Here is a 17352-nt window from a genome sequence, read left to right on the forward strand (position 1 = left end):
CCATGCCGCTCAGGGACATCGACGACGTCGACAGGCTGAAGAAGATCAACGCCGCTCTGGTCAGCCGCGTCGAGCGCTCGATGGACCAGCAAGGCAATGCCTTCTCGCTGTTCCAGACCGCGATTTCACTTGAAAACCGCGTGCGTATGCGCACCGAGGAACTGCACTCGACCTTGCGCCGGCTGGAACAGTCGAACATCGACCTCAGCGCCGCCAAGGAAAACGCCGAGCTGGCAAACCTGTCCAAGACCAGGTTCCTGGCCGCCGCCAGCCATGACGTGCTGCAGCCGCTGAACGCCGCCCACCTCTCCGTCTCGGCGCTGGCCGAAGTGCAGACCAGCGACGAGGGCAAGAAGCTGGTCCGCCAGGTCGAGCGCTCGCTGGAGACCATGGAAGACCTGTTGCGCACGCTGCTCGACATTTCCAAGCTCGACGCCGGCGTGGTCCAGCCCGACATTGGCGACGTCAATCTGGAGACGTTGTTTTCGTCGCTGCGCTCGGATTTCAAGCCGGTTGCCAAGCTGAAGGGGCTGACACTGAAATTCCGCCCGGTCAGCGCCGTGGTGCGTTCGGACCGCACGCTTTTGCGCCGCATCCTGCAGAACATCCTGTCCAATGCGCTGCGCTATACCCGCTCGGGCGGCGTGCTGGTCGGCACCAGGCATCGCGGCGACACCATCCGCATCGATGTCGCCGACACCGGCTGCGGCATTCCCGACGACCAGCGCGAGGCGGTGTTCGAGGAATTCCATCGCGGCTCCGCCATTCCGGCCGATACCGGAATTTCCGGCGGCGGGCTGGGGCTGGGCCTTGCCATCGTGCGGCGCATGGCCGCCGCGCTCGGCCACCCCGTGACGTTTTCGTCGAAAGTCGGGCGCGGCACCATCTTCCACATCGATGTGCCGGTCGGCATCGGCGCCAGCGCCGACGCCATCGCCAGCCTTGCCGAGATGGAGCGGCCGCGCGGCTACGGCCTGTTCGGCACCAAGGTGCTGCTGGTCGAAAACGACGCCGATGTGTTGCAGGCGATGACCTTCCTGCTCGAGCGCTGGCAGTGCCTGGTGCGTGCCGCGACCTCGACCGAGGATGCGCTCAGCCTGCTCGGCGACACCGACTGGGTGCCCGACATCGTCATTGCCGACCAGCATCTCGACGACGGCGACCTCGGCACCGCAACAATAGCCGAAGTGCGCGATTATCTCGGCCGCGCCGTGCCGGCGCTGATCGTCACCGCCGACGGATCGGAGGCCGTCGCCAAAGCCGCCCGCGCCGCCGGCATCGAACTGATGCGCAAGCCGCTGAAACCGGCGCAGCTAAGGGCGCTGCTGGCGCATCTGCTGGCTTGAGCCCCATACCCTCCCCTTGATGGGGAGGGTCGGCGCGCAACGCCGGGGCGGGGTGCAGCGCCAAGGTCCCCCACCCCGCTCCGCTTCGCGGATCGACCCTCCCAACAAGGGGGAGGGTAAAGATCAAAACCCGGCCTGATCGCGAAACAGCTCCGCATTGTCCAGCTTCGACACCTCGATCACCGCTTGCGTGCGGCTGTAGACGTTGAGCTTGCGCAGGATCTCCGAGACATGCGCCTTGACCGTGGTCTCGCCGACCTGCAGCTCGTAGGCGATCTGCTTGTTGAGCAGGCCTTGGCGCAGCATCTGCAGCACGCGCAGCTGCTGCGGCGTCAGTTTGGCCAGCCGCTGCACCATGTCGGCGCGGTCGGCGCTGTCGGCGTCGGGCGGCTGTCCCTCATATGTCTCCGGCACATAGATCGCGCCCTCCATCACCGAGCGGATTGCGGCCGCAAGATCGCTCTTGCGCGCCGATTTCGGGATGAAGCCGGCAGCGCCATAGGACAACGCCTCGGAGATGATCTTCGGCTCCTCATAGCCCGAGACGACGACCACCGGCAGCCGCGGATGGCGGGTCCTCAGCTGCAGCAACCCGTCAAAGCCATGCACATCGGGCATGTTGAGATCGAGCAGCGCCAGATCGAACGGTTTTATCCCACCCAGGAGATCGAGCGCTTCGGCAATCGAGCGCGCCTCCACCGTGTCGACTTCCGGGTACGCCATCTGCACGGCGCTGTGCAGCGCCTCGCGAAACAGCGGATGGTCGTCGATGATCAGAAACCGGGCGCGATCGTTGATTGCGGTCATGGTGTTTGTTTCAGTTCTCCGTGGGCACGATACTCCCGCTGGTATGGCCAGCTTATTGGCAAATAGTCTATCGCCATCTTAACCCCCGGAGGCGAAGCCGACTTTATCCGACAATCAAGGCGCAGCTCGTGCTTTTGCGGACGCTGATGCCTTGCCCGGGGGTTCAAATCGGTCAAATGTGCCGTCAAGATCCCAAGCAGAGACCCGCGCATGACAGACTTCGTCCTTCCCCTGCCCGCAACACCATCGGTCGCCGTCGCCGGCTCGGCCGAGCGTTTTGCGGTGCGCCGCATCTTCTGCGTCGGCCGCAACTACGCCGCCCACGCCCGCGAACTCGGCAATGACGAACGCGACCCGCCCTTCTTCTTCACCAAGCCGGCCGATGCGGTGGTCGATTCCGGCACCACGATCCCCTACCCGCCCTTGACCAAAAACCTGCACCACGAGATCGAACTGGTCGCGGCGATCGGCAAGGCCGGCGTCCGCATTCCCCGCACTGAGGCGCTAGACCATGTCTGGGGCTACGGCGTCGGCATCGATCTCACCCGCCGCGACCTGCAGGACGAGGCCAAGAAGGCGGCGCGGCCGTGGGACTGGTCGAAGGCCTTCGACCGCTCGGCGCCCTGCGGCCCGTTGGTATCAGCCGCCAAATCCGGCCATCCGCAAAAGGGCCGCATTTGGCTCGCCGTCGACGGCGCGGTGAAGCAGGAGGGCGACCTCGCCGAACTGATCTGGCCGATCGCCGATATCGTTTCGATCTGCAGCAGTGCGGTTGTACTACAACCGGGCGACCTGATCTTCACCGGCACGCCGGCCGGCGTCGGCGCGGTAGCGCCGGGTCAGACGATGACCGGCGGTGTCGACGGCATCGGCACCATCGAGATCACTGTCGGCCAAGATTCGATCGGCCAAAATTCCACCGACAAGCCGTGATCCAATGAGCGACCTCGTCCTCCACAACTACTACCGCTCCTCCACCTCCTACCGCGTGCGCATCGCGCTCGAGATGAAGGGGCTGGGCTACGACTACGTGCCGCATCATCTGCGGCATGGCGACCATCTGGAGCCGGCCTATCGCGCGGTCAATCCGCAGGGGCTGGTGCCGGCGCTGATCCTGGGCGACGGCACGCTTTTGACGCAGTCGCTGGCAATCATCGAATATCTCGACGAGACCCACCCCGAACCGTCGCTGCTGCCGAAGGACGCGCTCGGCCGGGCGCGCGTGCGAATGCTAGCGCAGATGATCGCCTGCGACATCCACCCGGTGAACAATCTGCGCGTGCTGACCTCGCTGCGCACTTTGTTCGGCGCCGGCGACCAGGATGTCATCCACTGGTTTCGCCACTGGGTGAACGAAGGGTTCCAGCCGCTTGAAAAGATTCTGGCTTCATCGGATGAGACCGGCACATTTTGCCATGGCGACGCACCGGGCCTCGCCGACATCTGCCTGGTCGCCCAGATCGCCAGCAACGCCCGCTTCGGCGTCGACCTGACACCCTACCCCGAGATCTCGCGCATCCACGCCGCCTGCATGGCGCTGCCGGCCTTTCAGAAGGCGGCGCCGGAGAATCAGATAGATGCCGAATAGGCTCACAATGCCGGAGCAGAGCACGGAGAGTTGCCGATGAAAGCCGTCGTCTTCGAAAGATTCGGCGAGGCGCCGAGAATCCAGACCGTGCCGGATCCGAAACCGGCCGCAGACGGTGTGGTCATCAAGGTCGAGGCGACCGGGCTCTGCCGCAGCGACTGGCATGGCTGGATGGGTCATGATGACGGCATCACGCTGCCGCATGTGCCGGGCCATGAACTGGCCGGCATCGTCGTCGCCGTCGGCAAGCGGGTGACCCGCTGGAAGGCCGGCGAGCGCGTCACCGTGCCGTTCTGCGTCGGCTGCGGCCGCTGCTTCGAATGCAATTCGGGCAATCATCAGGTCTGCGAACACCAGACGCAGCCCGGCTTCACCGCCTGGGGATCGTTTGCCGAATATGTCGCCATCGAGCATGCCGACACCAATCTCGTGCGCCTGCCCGAGGAGATGGAGTTCGCCACCGCCGCCAGCCTCGGATGCCGCTTCGTCACCTCGTTTCGCGCCATTGTCGACCAGGGCCGGGTGACGCCGGGCGAATGGGTGGCGGTGCATGGCTGCGGCGGCGTCGGCCTGTCGGCGATCATGATCGCCAGTTCCATGGGCGCCAATGTCATCGCCATCGACCTCACCGACGAGAAACTGGAATTGGCCAAAAAGATCGGCGCCGTGGCGACCATCAACGCCTCGACGACGCCGAACGTGGTCAAGGCGGTCAAGCAGATCACCAATGGCGGCGCGCATATGTCTATGGACGCGCTCGGTCACCCCACGACATCGTTCAACTCGATTGCCAATCTGCGCCGGCGCGGCCGCCACGTGCAGGTCGGCCTGATGCTGGGCGAACATGCCCGCCCGCAAGTGCCGATGGACAAGGTGATCGCCTTCGAGCTGGAAATCCTCGGCAGCCATGGCATGCAGGCCTACCGCTACCCCGCCATGATGGAGATGATCCGCACCGGCAAGCTCAAGCCCGAACTGCTGGTCGGCAACAAGATCAGCCTTGATGAGGCGCCGGCGGCGCTGATGGCGATGGGCGGGTTCGAGGGGATTGGCATTGGGGTGGTGACGAAGTTCTAGGGCGGAGTCGCCCTCCACCACCAAACTCCTAGCGTGCAAATTTCTTCGCCCCGAACACGCAGGCCACCACGCCGAGCGTGACAACAATCATCAGCGGGCTGACCTGCTCGTGCAGCAGCGACGCTGCCAGCGCCAGGCCGAAAAAGGGCTGCAGCAACTGCAACTGCCCGACGGCAGCGATGCCGCCTTGGGCGAGGCCGCGGTACCAGAACACGAAGCCGATCAGCATGCTGAACAGCGAGACATAGGCGAGACCCGCCCAGGCGCCGGAGCCGACGCCGGCGAAGGACGACGGCAGCGTCGCAAAGGTCAGAACCAGCATGATCGGCAGCGAGATCGCCAGCGCCCAGCAGATCACCTGCCAGCCGCCCAGCCTGCGCGACAATGCCGCCCCCTCGGCATAGCCCAGGCCGCAGACCATGATGGCGGCCAGCATCAGGCCGTCGCCGACAGGTGAGGCCGTCACGCCTTGCATCAGGGCAAAACCGGCGACCAGCGCGCTGCCGATGCAGGAAAACAGCCAGAAGGCCGGGCGCGGACGCTCGCCACCGCGCAGCACGCCGAAGATCGCGGTGGCCAGCGGCAGCAGGCCGACGAAGATGATAGAGTGGGCAGAGGTGACGTGCTTGAGCGCCAGAGCGGTGAGCAAGGGAAAGCCGACAACCACCCCAAGGGCGACGATCACCAGCGACAGAAAATCGCTGCGCGCCGGGCGCTTCTGCTGGAACAGGACGAGCATCGCGAGACCAAGCAGCCCGGCAATCGCGGCGCGGGCCGAGGTCAGGAATGTCGGATCGAACTCCGCCACTGCGACGCGCGTCGCCGGCAGCGAGCCTGAGAAGATCAGCACGCCGACGAATCCGTTCAGCCAGCCGCTCGCGGTCTTGTCCATTCCAGGCTCCATTGCTTTCGACCTCTATCGGGCAAGTGCCTATGGTGCAGCCAGAGACAATGCAGTACAATTCCATCAAACTGTAATGGCTGATTGAGCAATACAGATGACTGGTCTCGTTCTGGAAGTCGACACCGCACGCACTGTTGCCGCGGCCACTCTGGTCGAAACTGTCATGGCGACCATCCGCCTGCGGATTGCCGCGCGCAGCCTGACGCCGGGCGCGCGGCTGCCTTCGATCCGCGCCTTCGCCAAGGCCATGCAGGTGTCCAAATCCACCGTCGTCGAAGCCTATGAGCGGCTTGCTGCCGAAGGCGCGATCCGCTCGCGGCCGGGCTCGGGTTTCTATGCCGCCGGATCGCTGGCGCCACTGTCGCTGGCCGAGATTGGACCCCGGCTCGATCGCGCCATCGATCCGCTGTGGGTCTCGCGCCAGTCGCTGGAAGCCGGCGGCGACATGCTGAAACCTGGCTGCGGCTGGATGCCGGCCTCGTGGATGCCGCAGTCCGCCCTGCGCCGGGCGCTGCGCACCGTTGCGCGCGCCGACGATGTCGACCTCGCCGATTACGGCACGCCGCTCGGCCTGCCGCCGCTCAGGCAATTGCTCGCGCGGCGCATGGCTGGCCACGGCATCGAGGTCTCGCCCGAACAGATCATGCTGACCGAATCGGGCACGCAGGCCATCGATCTTCTGTGCCGCTTCCTGATCGAACCCGGCGATACCGTGCTGCTCGACGACCCCTGCTATTTCAATTTTCACGCGCTGCTGCGCGCCCATCGCGCCAAGGTCGTCAGCGTGCCCTACACGCCATCGGGGCCGGATATCGAGCTGTTCGCGCAGGCGCTCGCCGAGCACAGGCCGCGCCTCTACATCACCAATTCCGCTATCCACAACCCGACCGGCGCGATCCTGTCGCCGGTCACCGCGCACCGGCTGCTGAAACTCGCCGACCAGTCGGACCTGACCATCATCGAGGACGATATCTTCGCCGATTTCGAGCACAGCCCCGCGCCCCGGCTGGCGGCGTTCGACGGCCTCAACCGCGTCGTCCATATCGGCAGCTTCTCCAAGACGCTATCGGCATCGGTTCGCTGCGGCTTCATCGCGGCACCGCGCGACTGGATCGAGCAACTCACCGACCTCAAGATTGCCACCACCTTCGGCGGCGGCCGGCTGGCGGCCGAACTGGTGCTGACGCTGCTTAGGGACGGCAGCTACCGCAAGCACATGGAATTGCTGCGCGCGCGGCTTTCCCGCGCCATGGGCGAGACGGGCGTGCGCCTGAAGGCGATCGGCATCACGCCCTGGATCGACCAACCGGCCGGCTTGTTCCTGTGGTGCAGCCTGCCCGATGGCGTGGATGCGGCCGAAATCGCCCGCCGCGCGCTGGCCGACAACATCGTGCTGGCGCCCGGCAATGCATTCAGCCTGTCGGGAACCGCCAGCCGCTTCCTGCGCTTCAACGTTGCCCAGTGCCAGGACGAGCGGATTTTCAGGGTGCTCAAGGCGGCAATGGCGCGCTGAGCGCTCAGCGGGAGGCCGCGCAGACCTCCCGAACGCAATCTCGCAGCCAGCGTTGCGCCGGATCGGCATCGAGCCGTGGATGCCAGAGCATCGAGATGGTGACCTCCACAGTGGCGACCGGCAGCGGAAAGCTGACCATGCCGGCGCGTGCGCCTTGCGTGTGCCGTTCGGGCACGCTGGCGATAAGGTCCGAAGCGCGCGCCATGGCGAGTGCAGCCGAAAAGCCGGAGACCATGCACGCCACGGTTCGCTGCAGGCCGAGCAGCGCCAAAGTCTGATCGATCGGCCCTCTTTCCCGACCCCGCCGTGAAACGCTGATGTGGCGGCCGGCCGCGTAGCGTTCAGGCGTTACCGCGCCTTCACTCAAAGGGTGGCCGGCTCGCACAGCACCGACGAAGCGGTCGCGAAACAGCGCCTGTATCAGCACTTCAGGTCCGGCCTCGCCGGCAACGCCGATTTCGAGGTCGATGTCGGCGTCGCGCAATGAGACGACGTCCTTGTCGGCTTTCGGCGCAAAGCGCAGCCGCACGCCCGGCGCCTCGGCCTGTATGCGGGCGACAAGACCCGGCCCGAACTCCTCGACGAACCCCTCATTGGTGCGCAGCGTGAAGATCTGGCCCAGCTTTGCGAGATCGAGCAGCCTGGCGGGACGCAGCAGCATTTCCGCTTCCTGGACGACACGGCCGGCCTGCTGCCGCAATGCCTCCGCGCGCGGCGTTGGAACCAGGCCGCGGCCGGCGCGGACCAGCAGCGGATCACCGGTCGCTTCCCGCAGCCGCGCCAGCGTGCGGCTCATCGCCGACGGGCTGAGCCGTAGCCGGCTGGCGGCGCGCGCCACGCTGCCTTCGGCGAGCAAAACGTCGAGCGCGAACAGCAGATTGAGATCGGGCGATGCCATCGGCGGATGGTAGCACATCCCATGGCGTTTGGCGCACGAATAAGATGCAAATGCTGCGCCTTCCGCCATGCCACGCTGACGACTAGATCTCCGACAGGTCCGGTTGCGGGACTGACAAGGAGGAAATCGCCATGGCAATCGCTGAGCAGAACGAGTGCGCATCGGCGCGGCAGAACACCCGGTCCGCAGGCCTGGCCCACTCTCCTGTCTTGGCATTGGCCAGCCTGTCGCTCTCCACGCTGCTGTCGTCGCTTGGAACCAGCATTGCCAGCGTCGGACTGCCTTCCCTGATGCAGGCGTTCGGTGCGCCGTTCCAGTCCGTGCAATGGGTGGTTCTCGCCTATCTGCTGGCCATTACCGCCCTGATCGTCAGCGCTGGCCGACTGGCCGATATGGTCGGCCGCCGGCCGTTGCTGCTCGGCGGCATCGCGCTGTTCACACTGGCCTCGGTGCTCTGCGGCCTGGCGCCGACGCTCTGGCTGCTGATCGCGGCGCGCGCCGTGCAAGGACTGGGTGCCGCGCTGATGATGGCACTGACGCTGACCTTTGTCGCGGAGACTGTAGCCAAGGAACGGACCGGCAGCGCCATGGGGCTGCTCGGCGCCATGTCGGCAATCGGCACCACGCTCGGCCCCTCGCTCGGCGGCTTTCTGATTGCCGGCTTTGGCTGGCGGGCGATCTTGCTCGTCAATGTCCCGCTCGGCCTCCTGACCTTTGCCCTCGCCTGGCTGGCCCTGCCCGCCCGTGGCAAGGCTGCACAAGGCGTTCAAGGCGGGTTCGACGCGATCGGAACGGTCTTGCTGGCCCTGACGCTCGCCGCCTATGCATTGGCCATGACGCTCGGCCGCGGCCATTTCGGCGCCCTCAACATCGGCCTCCTGGTTGCCGCCGGCATCGGCGTCGTTCTGTTCGGCGTCGCGGAGAAGAGGGCGAAGAATCCCTTGATCCGGCTTGCCCGGTTGTACGACATCCGGCTCAGCGCCAGCCTCGCCACGAACCTCGTCGTCGCCACAGTGATGATGGCGACCCTGGTGGTCGCTCCATTCTATCTGTCGCGAGCGCTGGGGCTCAATGCTGCGATGGTCGGCGTGGTCCTGTCGACAGGTCCGCTGGTCTCCGCGCTCTCGGCGCTTATCGCCGGCCGCCTCACCGATCGCTTCGGCGCGCACAGGATGATGGTCGTCGGACTGTTCAGTCTTGCCGTCGGAACCTCATTGTTGTCGCTCGCCGCAACAAAACTCGGCATTGCCAGCTATATCGTGCCGATCGCCGTCACCTGCTTCGGGTACGCCCTGTTCCAGACATCCAACAATGCCGCCGTCATGAGCGGTGTCGCTGCCGGCGAGCGCGGCGTGGTGTCCGGCCTGCTCAATCTGTCGCGCAATCTCGGCCTGATCACCGGCGCATCGCTTATGGGCGCCATTTTTGCGGCTGCCTCGACGGGAGAACGGCAAAGCCAGGACATGCTGACCTCAGCGGCAGCCGCGCACGGCATGCAGGTTACCTTTCAGACGGCAACGGTCCTGGCGGTGGCTGCGCTGTTGCTGGCACTGCTCTCGACCCGCGCCGGCGGCAGGCTGTCGGTGCGGCAACAGCCATCATGACCGAAGATAGGGAGCTTACGCTCCCGCCCGCTTGCGCCGCTCATAAAGCATGACCAGCGTTTCGGCGGTCAGCGCCGGCCTCTGTTCGCCCTCGATCTCGACCGTATTGGCGGCCTTCATCAGATACTGGCCCGGCCCCTTGTCCTCCACCGACAACAGCGTCGTGCGCAGCCGGATGCGTGCGCCGACCCTGACGGGCGCCAGGAACCGCACCTTGTCGAAGCCGTAATTGAAGGCGGCTTGCGTGTTTTCGGGGACGATGCCCATGCCCAGCGCCAGCGCGCCGATGATCGACAGCGTCAGATAGCCATGCGCGATCGTGGTGCGAAATGGGCTCTGCCGCTTCGCCCGCTCCGGATCGACGTGGATCCACTGATGGTCGCCTGTGCATTCGGCAAACTGGTTGATGCGGTTCTGGTCGACGGTCGTCCATTCCGACACGCCGAGCTCCTGCCCGGCCATCGCCCTTAACTGCTCGAAGGTCGGCGGCGTTTTCGGCCGTAGTTCCGTCATTCCTGCTTTCCCGGTGGCTCCCAGTGCCTCGGACCACGAACGGACGGCTCCTGTCAATTCGCCCGTTGCGATTCCGTTCCGCCATTTTCCGCCAAACAGCGTCCCTCGTCCATGCTCATGCGCCGCAACCGGCCCGCTCCTCTCATGGTTGCGTTGAGAGTCACTTCTTGTCATAGCCCGAGCGGATTTCCTCCATCGCTTCCTTGATGCGGCTGCGCAGGATTTCGATCGATTCGGTGCCGGATTTCTTGACCAGCTCGGCCACTTCGCCGGCATTTTTCAGGGCGGCTTCGAAGGATTTCCTGGCGAACTCCGCCTGTTTTGTCATCAGTTCCTGGGGATTGCCCGGCGCCTTGTAGCTCTGCGCCATGTCGCTGACTTCACGCAGCGTGTCCTGCAGCATCTCGCGCTGTCTGGACAACAATGAGGTCGCGCCGGCAGCTCCCGCCCGCGCCGATCTTTCCAGGGCCTCGAGGTTCTTGCGATGATGCGCGAGGATCGCCTCGACATTCGGCACCTTCAGGTCACGGCCGAACCGGCTGAACATGTCCAGGAACGAATCGGAGTCGGGTCGTTTGGCCATTGCTCGTGCTCCCCAGTGTCGCAAATGCTGAACCCTGTTCTGGACAATAGCACTCGCGCGCCGTGTGTCCATTCGGACGCCCAAGCAATTCAGCGGCAAATGCAGCATCAGCCAGCGAGAAACAGCCTCTCCGCCGTGTAGAGCACGAGACCGGCCAGGCCGCCAATAATCATGCCATTGAAGCGGATATATTGCAGGTCCCTGCCGATGTTCATCTCGATCAGCCTCGTCAGCTGGGCAAGGTCCCAGCGCTTGACCTGATCGGCGATGAACGTCGACACACCGCTCTTCTGGCTCTCCACGAACGACGACAGCGCCACGACAAAGCCCTGGTTCATGTCGGCCCTGATCTGCGGATCGCCTGAGAGATGGCGGCCGACCTCGACGAACATGTTGGCGAGATGCGCGCGAACAATCGAATTCTCCGCCTTGGCGTCCTGTTCGATGAACACGCTGAGGCTCTGCCACATGTCGCCGGCGAGCGACTTCACTTCCGGCCGCGCCAGGAAATCGCGCTTCAGCTTCTCGGCCCGTTTGGCGTATTGCTTCGAGGTTCTGAGCCGCTCGATGAAGCTGTGCGCGAAACGGTCGAATTCGGCGCGCATCGGATGGTCGGGATCGGCCCGCACCTCGTCAAGCAGCGAACCGGCGGAAGCGACGATCTTTTTCAGCAGATAGGCGTCGGCTCTGAACAGGTTGAACAGCGACGGCAATTCCTCGCGGATTTTCTCGCGCATGGTCGCCAGCGCCTCTTCATCGTTCAGAAACCGGCCGATCACCCTGGTGAATTCGTCGAAGAGTTTCTGGTGGCGGCGGTCGTCGGTCAGTGCCGACAGCAATTCGGCCGCGAGCGGCGCCAGCGGCACCTTGTCGATCTGCTCCAGCATGCGGCTGGTGACGAAGCTCCGCAGGCCGGATTGCTCGATCGCCGCAAGCGTCTGCGGGACCAGCCGTACGACGAAGCGCGACAGGCCGGCAGAGCGTTCGGCGTCAGTCAGCCAGTCGGCGACGAGTGCTGCAAAATCGACCTCGGCCAGCTTTTCCCGCACCGGCTCCGGCGCCAGAAAATTGACCTCGATGAAGCGGCCCAGATTATCGGCGATGCGGTTCTGGTTCGCTGGGATGATGGCGGTGTGCGGGATCGGCAGGCCCAGCGGCCGCTTGAACAGCGCCACCACCGCGTACCAGTCGGCCAGGCCGCCAATGGTCGCCGCCTCGGCGAAGGCCGCCACGAAGCCCAGCCACGGATACTTGGCCTCGGACGATTTGGCCACGGCAAAAACCACGACGCAAAGCACCAGCGCAGCCGTGGCGAGGAACTTTGTCCGCCGCAACGCGAAAAGCTTGGCGCCCGTCTCGGCATCAAAACCGCCAGGCGCCAGGGACGAAGCCGATTGGGACATGATACGCCGCTCCTCATCGATCTCTTGGCTATCTGGCATGGGCTATTTAGGGGGTGTTTGGGCCCGTAGCATGATCGGATGGGCCGATTTCGTCCGGGGATTGCCGGTTTCGCACGCAAAGTTGACAAGAATGTTCATCTATCATGCAATCCCAGTCTGGAATTGTTCCAAGGTATAGGCCATATTCCGATCAGGCCAGTGTGGGCGAATCCGAAACTCCGGGTGAGAAAGCCGCACCAGCACAATCTAAAATCTGGTGCAGTTCCAGCGCGCCAGCACTCGGGTGAGGAATTAAATGCGGCTGACGCGCCAGACCAACTACGCCATGCGCATCCTGATGTATTGCGCCGCCAACAACGATCGCCTGAGCCGCATCCCCGAGATTGCGGCCGCCTATTCGGTGTCGGAGCTTTTCCTGTTCAAGATCCTGCAGCCGCTGGTCGAGCATGGCCTGGTCGAGACGGTGCGCGGCAGGAATGGCGGCGTGAGGATCGGCCGCCCCGCCGAGCAGATCAGCCTGTTCGACGTCGTACGGGTGACCGAAGAGAGCTTCGCCATGGCCGAGTGCTTCGAAAACGACGCCGCCGAATGCCCGCTGGTCGACAGCTGCCAGCTGAATTCGGCGCTGCGCGAGGCGCTCAACGCCTTCTTTGCCGTACTCTCCCGCTACACCATCGCCGATATGGTGGCGGCGCGCCCGAATGTGCGTCATTTGCTCGGCATCGACATGCTGGTCCAGCGAGCACCGGCCGCCTGAGTTTTCTAGTGCATGTCGCTCAAAAGTGGCCCCGGTTTTGAGACAACGACATGCATAAAGACAAAGACCTAAAGCGCGTCGCCTGAGTTCGTTCAAACGCGACGCGCTTTAGGCGGCTGACTGCGGCAAGACAAACGGCATGTTCGCCGCCGGCAACACACCGACCCTTAGCCGACAATCGAACACCTTTTCGATCAGATCGTCGCTCAGCACCTCCTGCGGTGAACCGTCGGCGGCGAGCCGGCCGCGATGCATCACGAAAATTCGGTCGGCATACATGGCCGTCAGATTGAGGTCGTGCAGGATGGCGATCACACCGCCGCCGCGCCGGGCGAAATCGCGGGCGATGTTCATGATGATCAGCTGGTGCTTGATATCAAGGCTGGAGACCGGCTCGTCGAGATAGAGATAGCGCGGCTTGCCGTCCAGCACCGGCGCCCAGACCTGGCACAGCACGCGCGCCAGCTGCACACGCTGTTGTTCGCCGCCCGAAAGCTCCTGATAGAAGCGGCCGGCAAAGCCGTCGAGGTCGACCCGCGCCAGCGCCCGCTCGGGCAGACGATCATCTTCGCCCGGCAGAACGCCGGAACGGCCGCCGATAAGGCCGAGCCTGACCACTTCGTGCACCGTGAAGGGAAAGGACAGCGTCGCGGCCTGCGGCAGCACGGCACGCACGGTGGCGGCCTCCACCGGCCTCATCGCCGTGAGATCGCGCCCGTTGACGGCCACTGTCCCCACAAACGCCAGATCGCCCGACAACGCCTTCAAAAACGTCGTCTTGCCCGAGCCGTTGGGTCCGACGACTGCCGCAATTTCGCCCGGCCGCGCGACGAAATCGACATTGGCAACAATGCGCTTGCCGCCGATCGCTACCGAGACATCGCGTGCTTCGATCATGCCGGCCTCATAGGTTTCAAATCTCACAAGTCGATTACGCCGCGCTTGCGCAGCAGGATCCAGAGGAAGAACGGTGCGCCGGCGATCGCGGTGACGATGCCGATCGGCAGTTCGGCCGGGGCCACGACCACGCGGGCAACGGCATCGGCGATCAGCAGCATCGAGGCGCCGAGCAGCGCCGATGCCGGCAAGAGATAGCGATTGTCCGGACCGATCAGCAGCCGCAGCAGATGCGGCACGACGATGCCGACAAAACCGATGCCTCCGCTGACTGCGACAGAGGCGCCGACCGCTGCCGAGACGCCGACGATCGCGGTGTATTTCAGGCGCTGTACCGGGATGCCGAGATGTCCGGCCGTCGCCTCGCCGAGCGCCAGGGCGTTGAGGCCTTTGGCCAGGAACGGCATTGCCGCAAGCGCCAGGATGATGATCGGACCGACGGAAGCGATCTTCGGCCAGGTCGCGCCGCCCAGCGAGCCCAGTTGCCAGAACGTCAGGTCGCGCAACTGCCGGTCGTCGGCCATGAAAATCAGGATACCGGTCAGCGCCATAGCAAGGGCTGCCAGCGCAATGCCGGCAAGCAGCATGGTGGCGACCGAGGTCTGTCCCTGCCGCGTGGCGACACGGTAGAGCACCAGCGTCACCGCAAAGCCACCGCAAAAGGCGGCCAACGGCAAGGCCAAACTGCCGAGCGCCAGAGTGAGCGGCGCCAGCCACGTCGTGCCGAGCACGATGACGGCGACCGCGCCGAGGCTGGAACCGGCTGAAACGCCGATCAGGCCGGGATCGGCGAGCGGATTGCGAAACAGGCCTTGCATGACCGCACCCGATACGGCCAGTGCCGCCCCGATGAGCACACCGAGCAGTACGCGCGGCATGCGGATATCGTAGACGATCAACCGGTCGCGGGCACCAAGCGCGGCGTCGTCCGGCATGGCGCCGGTCAGCCAGTCACGAATGACACCAACGGCCGATGCATCGGAAGCGCCCGACCTCAGCGACAGGAACAGCGAAAGGGCAAGCGCCACACACAGGAGCACAATAACCAGGCGAGCGCGCCCGGAGCGATCGCCCTCGGCCACCTTGCCCGCCGCGCCGGCGATCGACTGATCCACCATCGGCTCAGTCCGTGACCTGGCTGCCATAGAGCGAGGCGGCCAGATCGTGGATGGCATCGGCCGTGCGCGGCCCGAAGCCGAGGAGATAGCTGCCATCCATCAGGGTCAGTTTGCGGCCTTCACCCGCCGGCGTCGAGGTGATCGACGGGATGGCGAAAAGCTCGGCCTCCGCAATCGGCGGGCCGGCATTCTTCATGGCCAGGATCACGTCCGGCCTGGCGGTTACGACGGCCTCGTCGGACATCTGCTTGTAGCCGGAAAAACCTTCGACGGCGTTGACCGCACCGGCGAGCTTGATGATGCCGTCACCGGCGGTGTCGGTGCCGGCGGCCAGGATCTTGCCGCCCTGGATCGACAGCACGAACAGGATGCGCTTGCGCTGCTTGATCGACGCCGTCTGCTTCTCGGCCGCCTTCAGCTTGGCATCGGTCTCAGCCACCAGCGTCTCGGCCTTGGCGTCGACGCCGAGCGCCTTGCCGACGATGCGGATCTTTTCCAGGATGCCGTCATGGCTGTAATGCTCGGGCACGTCGATGAACGGAACGCTCGACTTTTTCAGCACATCGACCGCTTCCTTCGGCCCACTGCCATGCAGCGCCAGAATGCCCGAGGGATTGACCGACAACACGCCTTCCGGCGACAGCTGGCGCATATAGCCGACGTCGGGCAGCGCGACCGCGGCGGCGGGGTAGCGGCTGGTCGAATCGCGGGCGACGAGATGACCTTCCTCGCCAAGCGCGTAGACGATCTCGGTGATCGAACCGCCGATCGCCACGATCCGCGACGTGTCGGCAAACACGGCCACGTTCTCGCTGGCCGGCACTGGGGCGGCAATAAACAGCGACAGGCCCATGGCCGCGGCAAGCATCCTGAACAGTGAAATCATCGTCGTTTCCTCAGGCTGCGGTCGGGCTTGGAATGCGCGGCAGATTTTCGGCGAGAAACCGCCAGTCGTCGCGCTCGCCCTCGCCTTCATGGCGCTCGCCGAAGAACTGGATGATCATCTTGCCGTCGGCGCCATAGGCTTCGAGCGAGGTGACATGACCGTCCTTGGTCGGTTTGCGCACCGCCCACACCTCCTGGATGTGGTCGGTGCGCAGATGCAGGTGGAACGTCTCGTCCATCACGTTGATCCACGGCCCCATCGGCCTGATCGACTTGACGGGACCGGAATGGATCTGGATGCAGCCTCGGTTTCCGACAAAACACATGATCGGCATGCCGTCGGCGGCGGCATGGTGGAACATGGCGCCGATGGCGTCATTGTCGAGCAGCCAGGCATAGTCCTGGCCGACCATGCGCACGGCCTGGCGGCGGGTGAGCTTCAGCGTTTTCAACATGCCAAAGAACTGATGCACGTCGGTCAGCCGGCTCCAGCGGTCGCGCAGATCATCGATGTCTGCGGCAATGCCCGACGTCTCCGCGTCGTCGTCGGCCAGGCCTGCGATAGACACGGTCGCCTCCTGGTTCGGCGATTCGAGTGCGGCCACGAGCTTCTGGTAGGCATAGAGATTGGAAGCCGGCCGCAGATGCACCTTGTGCACCGCATCGCCGGCCGCGTCGAAGAATTGCAGGCTGCGGCGGATGTCGCCGCCGTCGCGCTTTTCCACGGCAAAGCCATGCGCCCAGACTTTGGGAAAAATGCGCAGGTCGATGTTTTCGCCCAGCACCATGGCGTTGTGCGTGCCTGTGACAACCTTGTCGTAGACGCCGATCTTCTCGTGCACCGCGCTTTCGTTGCGGGTCAGCGCCATCACTTCGCCGACGGCGTCGAGGCCGGTCAGAAGATCGTTGACCCAGGGCTCGACGCGCACGACGCCGTCGCCGCAATGCGCGGCCACCAGCTCGGCCTCGGAAATACCGAGCTCGGCGGCAAGATCGCGCTCGCGCGCTTTCGGATTGTCTGCCCGCGCCCGCCGGATTTCATGCGGGGCGGGTTTTGCGCGCTGGTCCATGTCCTGCTTACCTGTCTGCCGTGTTTGGTCGTTTCGTCACTTGTTGAGGATGAGCTTGCCCTGGCGGGTGATCTTCAGCCGATAGAGCGCGCCATGGTGCTCGATGCCGATCTCGTGCTCGCCCTGGAACAGCGTGTTGGAGGACAGCGTCCGCACCGCCAGCGGCACCCGGTCGAAGCGGGTCGGCGTCTCCTCGGAACGGCGGACGCGGTAACGAAAGTCGTTGGGATTGTGGGTGTTCATCTCTTTCGATCCCTTTCCTGTGCCGGGCAACTGGCTAGGCGTTGCAAAAATGCCGATTCATTTCTTGACACGAATAATCATGTTTATTAGTCAGTGCAATACCGGACCAAATGAGTCAACATTTAAGACGCCGGACAGAATGAAAA

General features: G+C 64.6%; 18 protein-coding genes. 7 read left to right on the plus strand and 11 right to left on the minus strand.

The genetic code is table 11. The features are described 5' to 3' along the window. Window positions 1-2 precede the first annotated feature (2 nt). Window positions 3-1346 (plus strand): hybrid sensor histidine kinase/response regulator, encoded by a 1344-nt coding sequence (locus NKJ64_RS13370; protein ID WP_023672626.1) that lies wholly within the window; start codon window positions 3-5, stop codon window positions 1344-1346. A gap of 123 nt (window positions 1347-1469) precedes the next feature. Here NKJ64_RS13370 and NKJ64_RS13375 read toward each other — a convergent pair whose 3' ends face one another. Continuing rightward, window positions 1470-2153, minus strand: coding sequence for a response regulator (locus NKJ64_RS13375; protein WP_023672627.1), 684 nt, complete (start codon window positions 2151-2153; stop codon window positions 1470-1472). A gap of 210 nt (window positions 2154-2363) precedes the next feature. Here NKJ64_RS13375 and NKJ64_RS13380 point away from each other — a divergent pair, with 210 nt between their 5' ends. From NKJ64_RS13380 to NKJ64_RS13390, 3 genes are read left to right on the plus strand one after another with little or no spacing between them, the layout of a single operon-like run. Beyond that, the gene (locus tag NKJ64_RS13380) at window positions 2364-3086 is read left to right on the plus strand and encodes a fumarylacetoacetate hydrolase family protein (protein WP_352462761.1); all 723 of its coding nucleotides are present in this window, start codon (window positions 2364-2366) and stop codon (window positions 3084-3086) included. Between the two features lie 4 nt (window positions 3087-3090). Continuing rightward, entirely contained in the window at window positions 3091-3741 is a 651-nt protein-coding gene (gene maiA / locus NKJ64_RS13385; RefSeq protein WP_023672629.1) for a maleylacetoacetate isomerase, read from the plus strand. 36 nt (window positions 3742-3777) lie between these two features. Beyond that, on the plus strand, window positions 3778-4818 hold the full coding sequence (locus NKJ64_RS13390) for a zinc-dependent alcohol dehydrogenase family protein (protein WP_352462762.1): 1041 nt from the start codon (window positions 3778-3780) through the stop codon (window positions 4816-4818). Window positions 4819-4846: 28 nt separating this feature from the next. Here the strand turns inward: NKJ64_RS13390 and NKJ64_RS13395 are convergent, their stop codons facing one another. Then, window positions 4847-5710 (minus strand): DMT family transporter, encoded by an 864-nt coding sequence (locus NKJ64_RS13395; RefSeq protein WP_352462763.1) that lies wholly within the window; start codon window positions 5708-5710, stop codon window positions 4847-4849. A gap of 106 nt (window positions 5711-5816) precedes the next feature. Here NKJ64_RS13395 and NKJ64_RS13400 point away from each other — a divergent pair, with 106 nt between their 5' ends. Further along, entirely contained in the window at window positions 5817-7235 is a 1419-nt protein-coding gene (locus NKJ64_RS13400) for an aminotransferase-like domain-containing protein (RefSeq protein ID WP_352462764.1), read from the plus strand. A gap of 4 nt (window positions 7236-7239) precedes the next feature. Here NKJ64_RS13400 and NKJ64_RS13405 read toward each other — a convergent pair whose 3' ends face one another. After that, a complete protein-coding gene (locus NKJ64_RS13405; RefSeq protein WP_352462765.1) occupies window positions 7240-8133 on the minus strand; it encodes a LysR family transcriptional regulator in 894 nt (297 codons plus the stop codon). Between the two features lie 131 nt (window positions 8134-8264). On the opposite strand from NKJ64_RS13405, the gene NKJ64_RS13410 reads away from it, so the two are divergent. Further along, on the plus strand, window positions 8265-9737 hold the full coding sequence (locus NKJ64_RS13410; protein ID WP_352462766.1) for an MFS transporter: 1473 nt from the start codon (window positions 8265-8267) through the stop codon (window positions 9735-9737). Window positions 9738-9752: 15 nt separating this feature from the next. Here the strand turns inward: NKJ64_RS13410 and NKJ64_RS13415 are convergent, their stop codons facing one another. From NKJ64_RS13415 to NKJ64_RS13425, 3 genes are all read right to left on the minus strand, one after another. Then, the gene (locus tag NKJ64_RS13415; protein WP_023681725.1) at window positions 9753-10250 is read right to left on the minus strand and encodes a MaoC family dehydratase; all 498 of its coding nucleotides are present in this window, start codon (window positions 10248-10250) and stop codon (window positions 9753-9755) included. A 160-nt stretch (window positions 10251-10410) separates the two neighbouring features. Beyond that, complete coding sequence (locus NKJ64_RS13420) at window positions 10411-10833, minus strand: phasin family protein (protein WP_352462767.1); 423 nt, start codon at window positions 10831-10833, stop codon at window positions 10411-10413. A 107-nt stretch (window positions 10834-10940) separates the two neighbouring features. Beyond that, window positions 10941-12236, minus strand: a complete 1296-nt coding sequence (locus NKJ64_RS13425) for a DUF445 domain-containing protein (RefSeq protein WP_352462768.1) — start codon at window positions 12234-12236, stop codon at window positions 10941-10943. 295 nt (window positions 12237-12531) lie between these two features. On the opposite strand from NKJ64_RS13425, the gene rirA reads away from it, so the two are divergent. After that, window positions 12532-12993, plus strand: a complete 462-nt coding sequence (rirA, locus tag NKJ64_RS13430) for an iron-responsive transcriptional regulator RirA (protein WP_023672640.1) — start codon at window positions 12532-12534, stop codon at window positions 12991-12993. Window positions 12994-13101: 108 nt separating this feature from the next. On the opposite strand, the gene NKJ64_RS13435 is transcribed toward rirA, so the two are convergent. The 5 genes from NKJ64_RS13435 to hemP are packed head-to-tail and all read right to left on the minus strand — an operon-like array spanning window position 13102 to window position 17206. Beyond that, window positions 13102-13890: a heme ABC transporter ATP-binding protein gene (locus NKJ64_RS13435; RefSeq protein ID WP_023707864.1), complete on the minus strand. Its 789-nt coding sequence runs from the start codon at window positions 13888-13890 to the stop codon at window positions 13102-13104. 23 nt (window positions 13891-13913) lie between these two features. Beyond that, on the minus strand, window positions 13914-15008 hold the full coding sequence (locus NKJ64_RS13440) for a FecCD family ABC transporter permease (protein WP_352462769.1): 1095 nt from the start codon (window positions 15006-15008) through the stop codon (window positions 13914-13916). A gap of 4 nt (window positions 15009-15012) precedes the next feature. Beyond that, entirely contained in the window at window positions 15013-15894 is an 882-nt protein-coding gene (locus tag NKJ64_RS13445; RefSeq protein WP_031203268.1) for a heme/hemin ABC transporter substrate-binding protein, read from the minus strand. Between the two features lie 10 nt (window positions 15895-15904). Further along, on the minus strand, window positions 15905-16963 hold the full coding sequence (locus tag NKJ64_RS13450) for a hemin-degrading factor (protein WP_023829375.1): 1059 nt from the start codon (window positions 16961-16963) through the stop codon (window positions 15905-15907). 36 nt (window positions 16964-16999) lie between these two features. Beyond that, window positions 17000-17206 carry a hemin uptake protein HemP gene (hemP, locus tag NKJ64_RS13455; RefSeq protein WP_023673860.1) on the minus strand — a complete coding sequence of 69 codons (207 nt, stop codon included), beginning with the start codon at window positions 17204-17206 and terminating at the stop codon, window positions 17000-17002. Window positions 17207-17352 lie beyond the last annotated feature (146 nt).

It is taken from the genome of Mesorhizobium sp. M0062 (assembly GCF_040323125.1).
Lineage (GTDB): Bacteria > Pseudomonadota > Alphaproteobacteria > Rhizobiales > Rhizobiaceae > Mesorhizobium.

Bases quoted from the DNA above. Each gene is read 5' to 3' on its own strand.
- NKJ64_RS13370 (WP_023672626.1), top strand. From the start codon at position 3: ATGCCGCTCAGGGACATCGACGACGTCGACAGGCTGAAGAAGATCAAC.
- NKJ64_RS13375 (WP_023672627.1), bottom strand. From the start codon at position 2,153: ATGACCGCAATCAACGATCGCGCCCGGTTTCTGATCATCGACGACCAT.
- NKJ64_RS13380 (WP_352462761.1), top strand. From the start codon at position 2,364: ATGACAGACTTCGTCCTTCCCCTGCCCGCAACACCATCGGTCGCCGTC.
- maiA (WP_023672629.1), top strand. From the start codon at position 3,091: ATGAGCGACCTCGTCCTCCACAACTACTACCGCTCCTCCACCTCCTAC.
- NKJ64_RS13390 (WP_352462762.1), top strand. From the start codon at position 3,778: ATGAAAGCCGTCGTCTTCGAAAGATTCGGCGAGGCGCCGAGAATCCAG.
- NKJ64_RS13395 (WP_352462763.1), bottom strand. From the start codon at position 5,710: ATGGACAAGACCGCGAGCGGCTGGCTGAACGGATTCGTCGGCGTGCTG.
- NKJ64_RS13400 (WP_352462764.1), top strand. From the start codon at position 5,817: ATGACTGGTCTCGTTCTGGAAGTCGACACCGCACGCACTGTTGCCGCG.
- NKJ64_RS13405 (WP_352462765.1), bottom strand. From the start codon at position 8,133: ATGGCATCGCCCGATCTCAATCTGCTGTTCGCGCTCGACGTTTTGCTC.
- NKJ64_RS13410 (WP_352462766.1), top strand. From the start codon at position 8,265: ATGGCAATCGCTGAGCAGAACGAGTGCGCATCGGCGCGGCAGAACACC.
- NKJ64_RS13415 (WP_023681725.1), bottom strand. From the start codon at position 10,250: ATGACGGAACTACGGCCGAAAACGCCGCCGACCTTCGAGCAGTTAAGG.
- NKJ64_RS13420 (WP_352462767.1), bottom strand. From the start codon at position 10,833: ATGGCCAAACGACCCGACTCCGATTCGTTCCTGGACATGTTCAGCCGG.
- NKJ64_RS13425 (WP_352462768.1), bottom strand. From the start codon at position 12,236: ATGTCCCAATCGGCTTCGTCCCTGGCGCCTGGCGGTTTTGATGCCGAG.
- rirA (WP_023672640.1), top strand. From the start codon at position 12,532: ATGCGGCTGACGCGCCAGACCAACTACGCCATGCGCATCCTGATGTAT.
- NKJ64_RS13435 (WP_023707864.1), bottom strand. From the start codon at position 13,890: ATGATCGAAGCACGCGATGTCTCGGTAGCGATCGGCGGCAAGCGCATT.
- NKJ64_RS13440 (WP_352462769.1), bottom strand. From the start codon at position 15,008: ATGGTGGATCAGTCGATCGCCGGCGCGGCGGGCAAGGTGGCCGAGGGC.
- NKJ64_RS13445 (WP_031203268.1), bottom strand. From the start codon at position 15,894: ATGATTTCACTGTTCAGGATGCTTGCCGCGGCCATGGGCCTGTCGCTG.
- NKJ64_RS13450 (WP_023829375.1), bottom strand. From the start codon at position 16,963: ATGGACCAGCGCGCAAAACCCGCCCCGCATGAAATCCGGCGGGCGCGG.
- hemP (WP_023673860.1), bottom strand. From the start codon at position 17,206: ATGAACACCCACAATCCCAACGACTTTCGTTACCGCGTCCGCCGTTCC.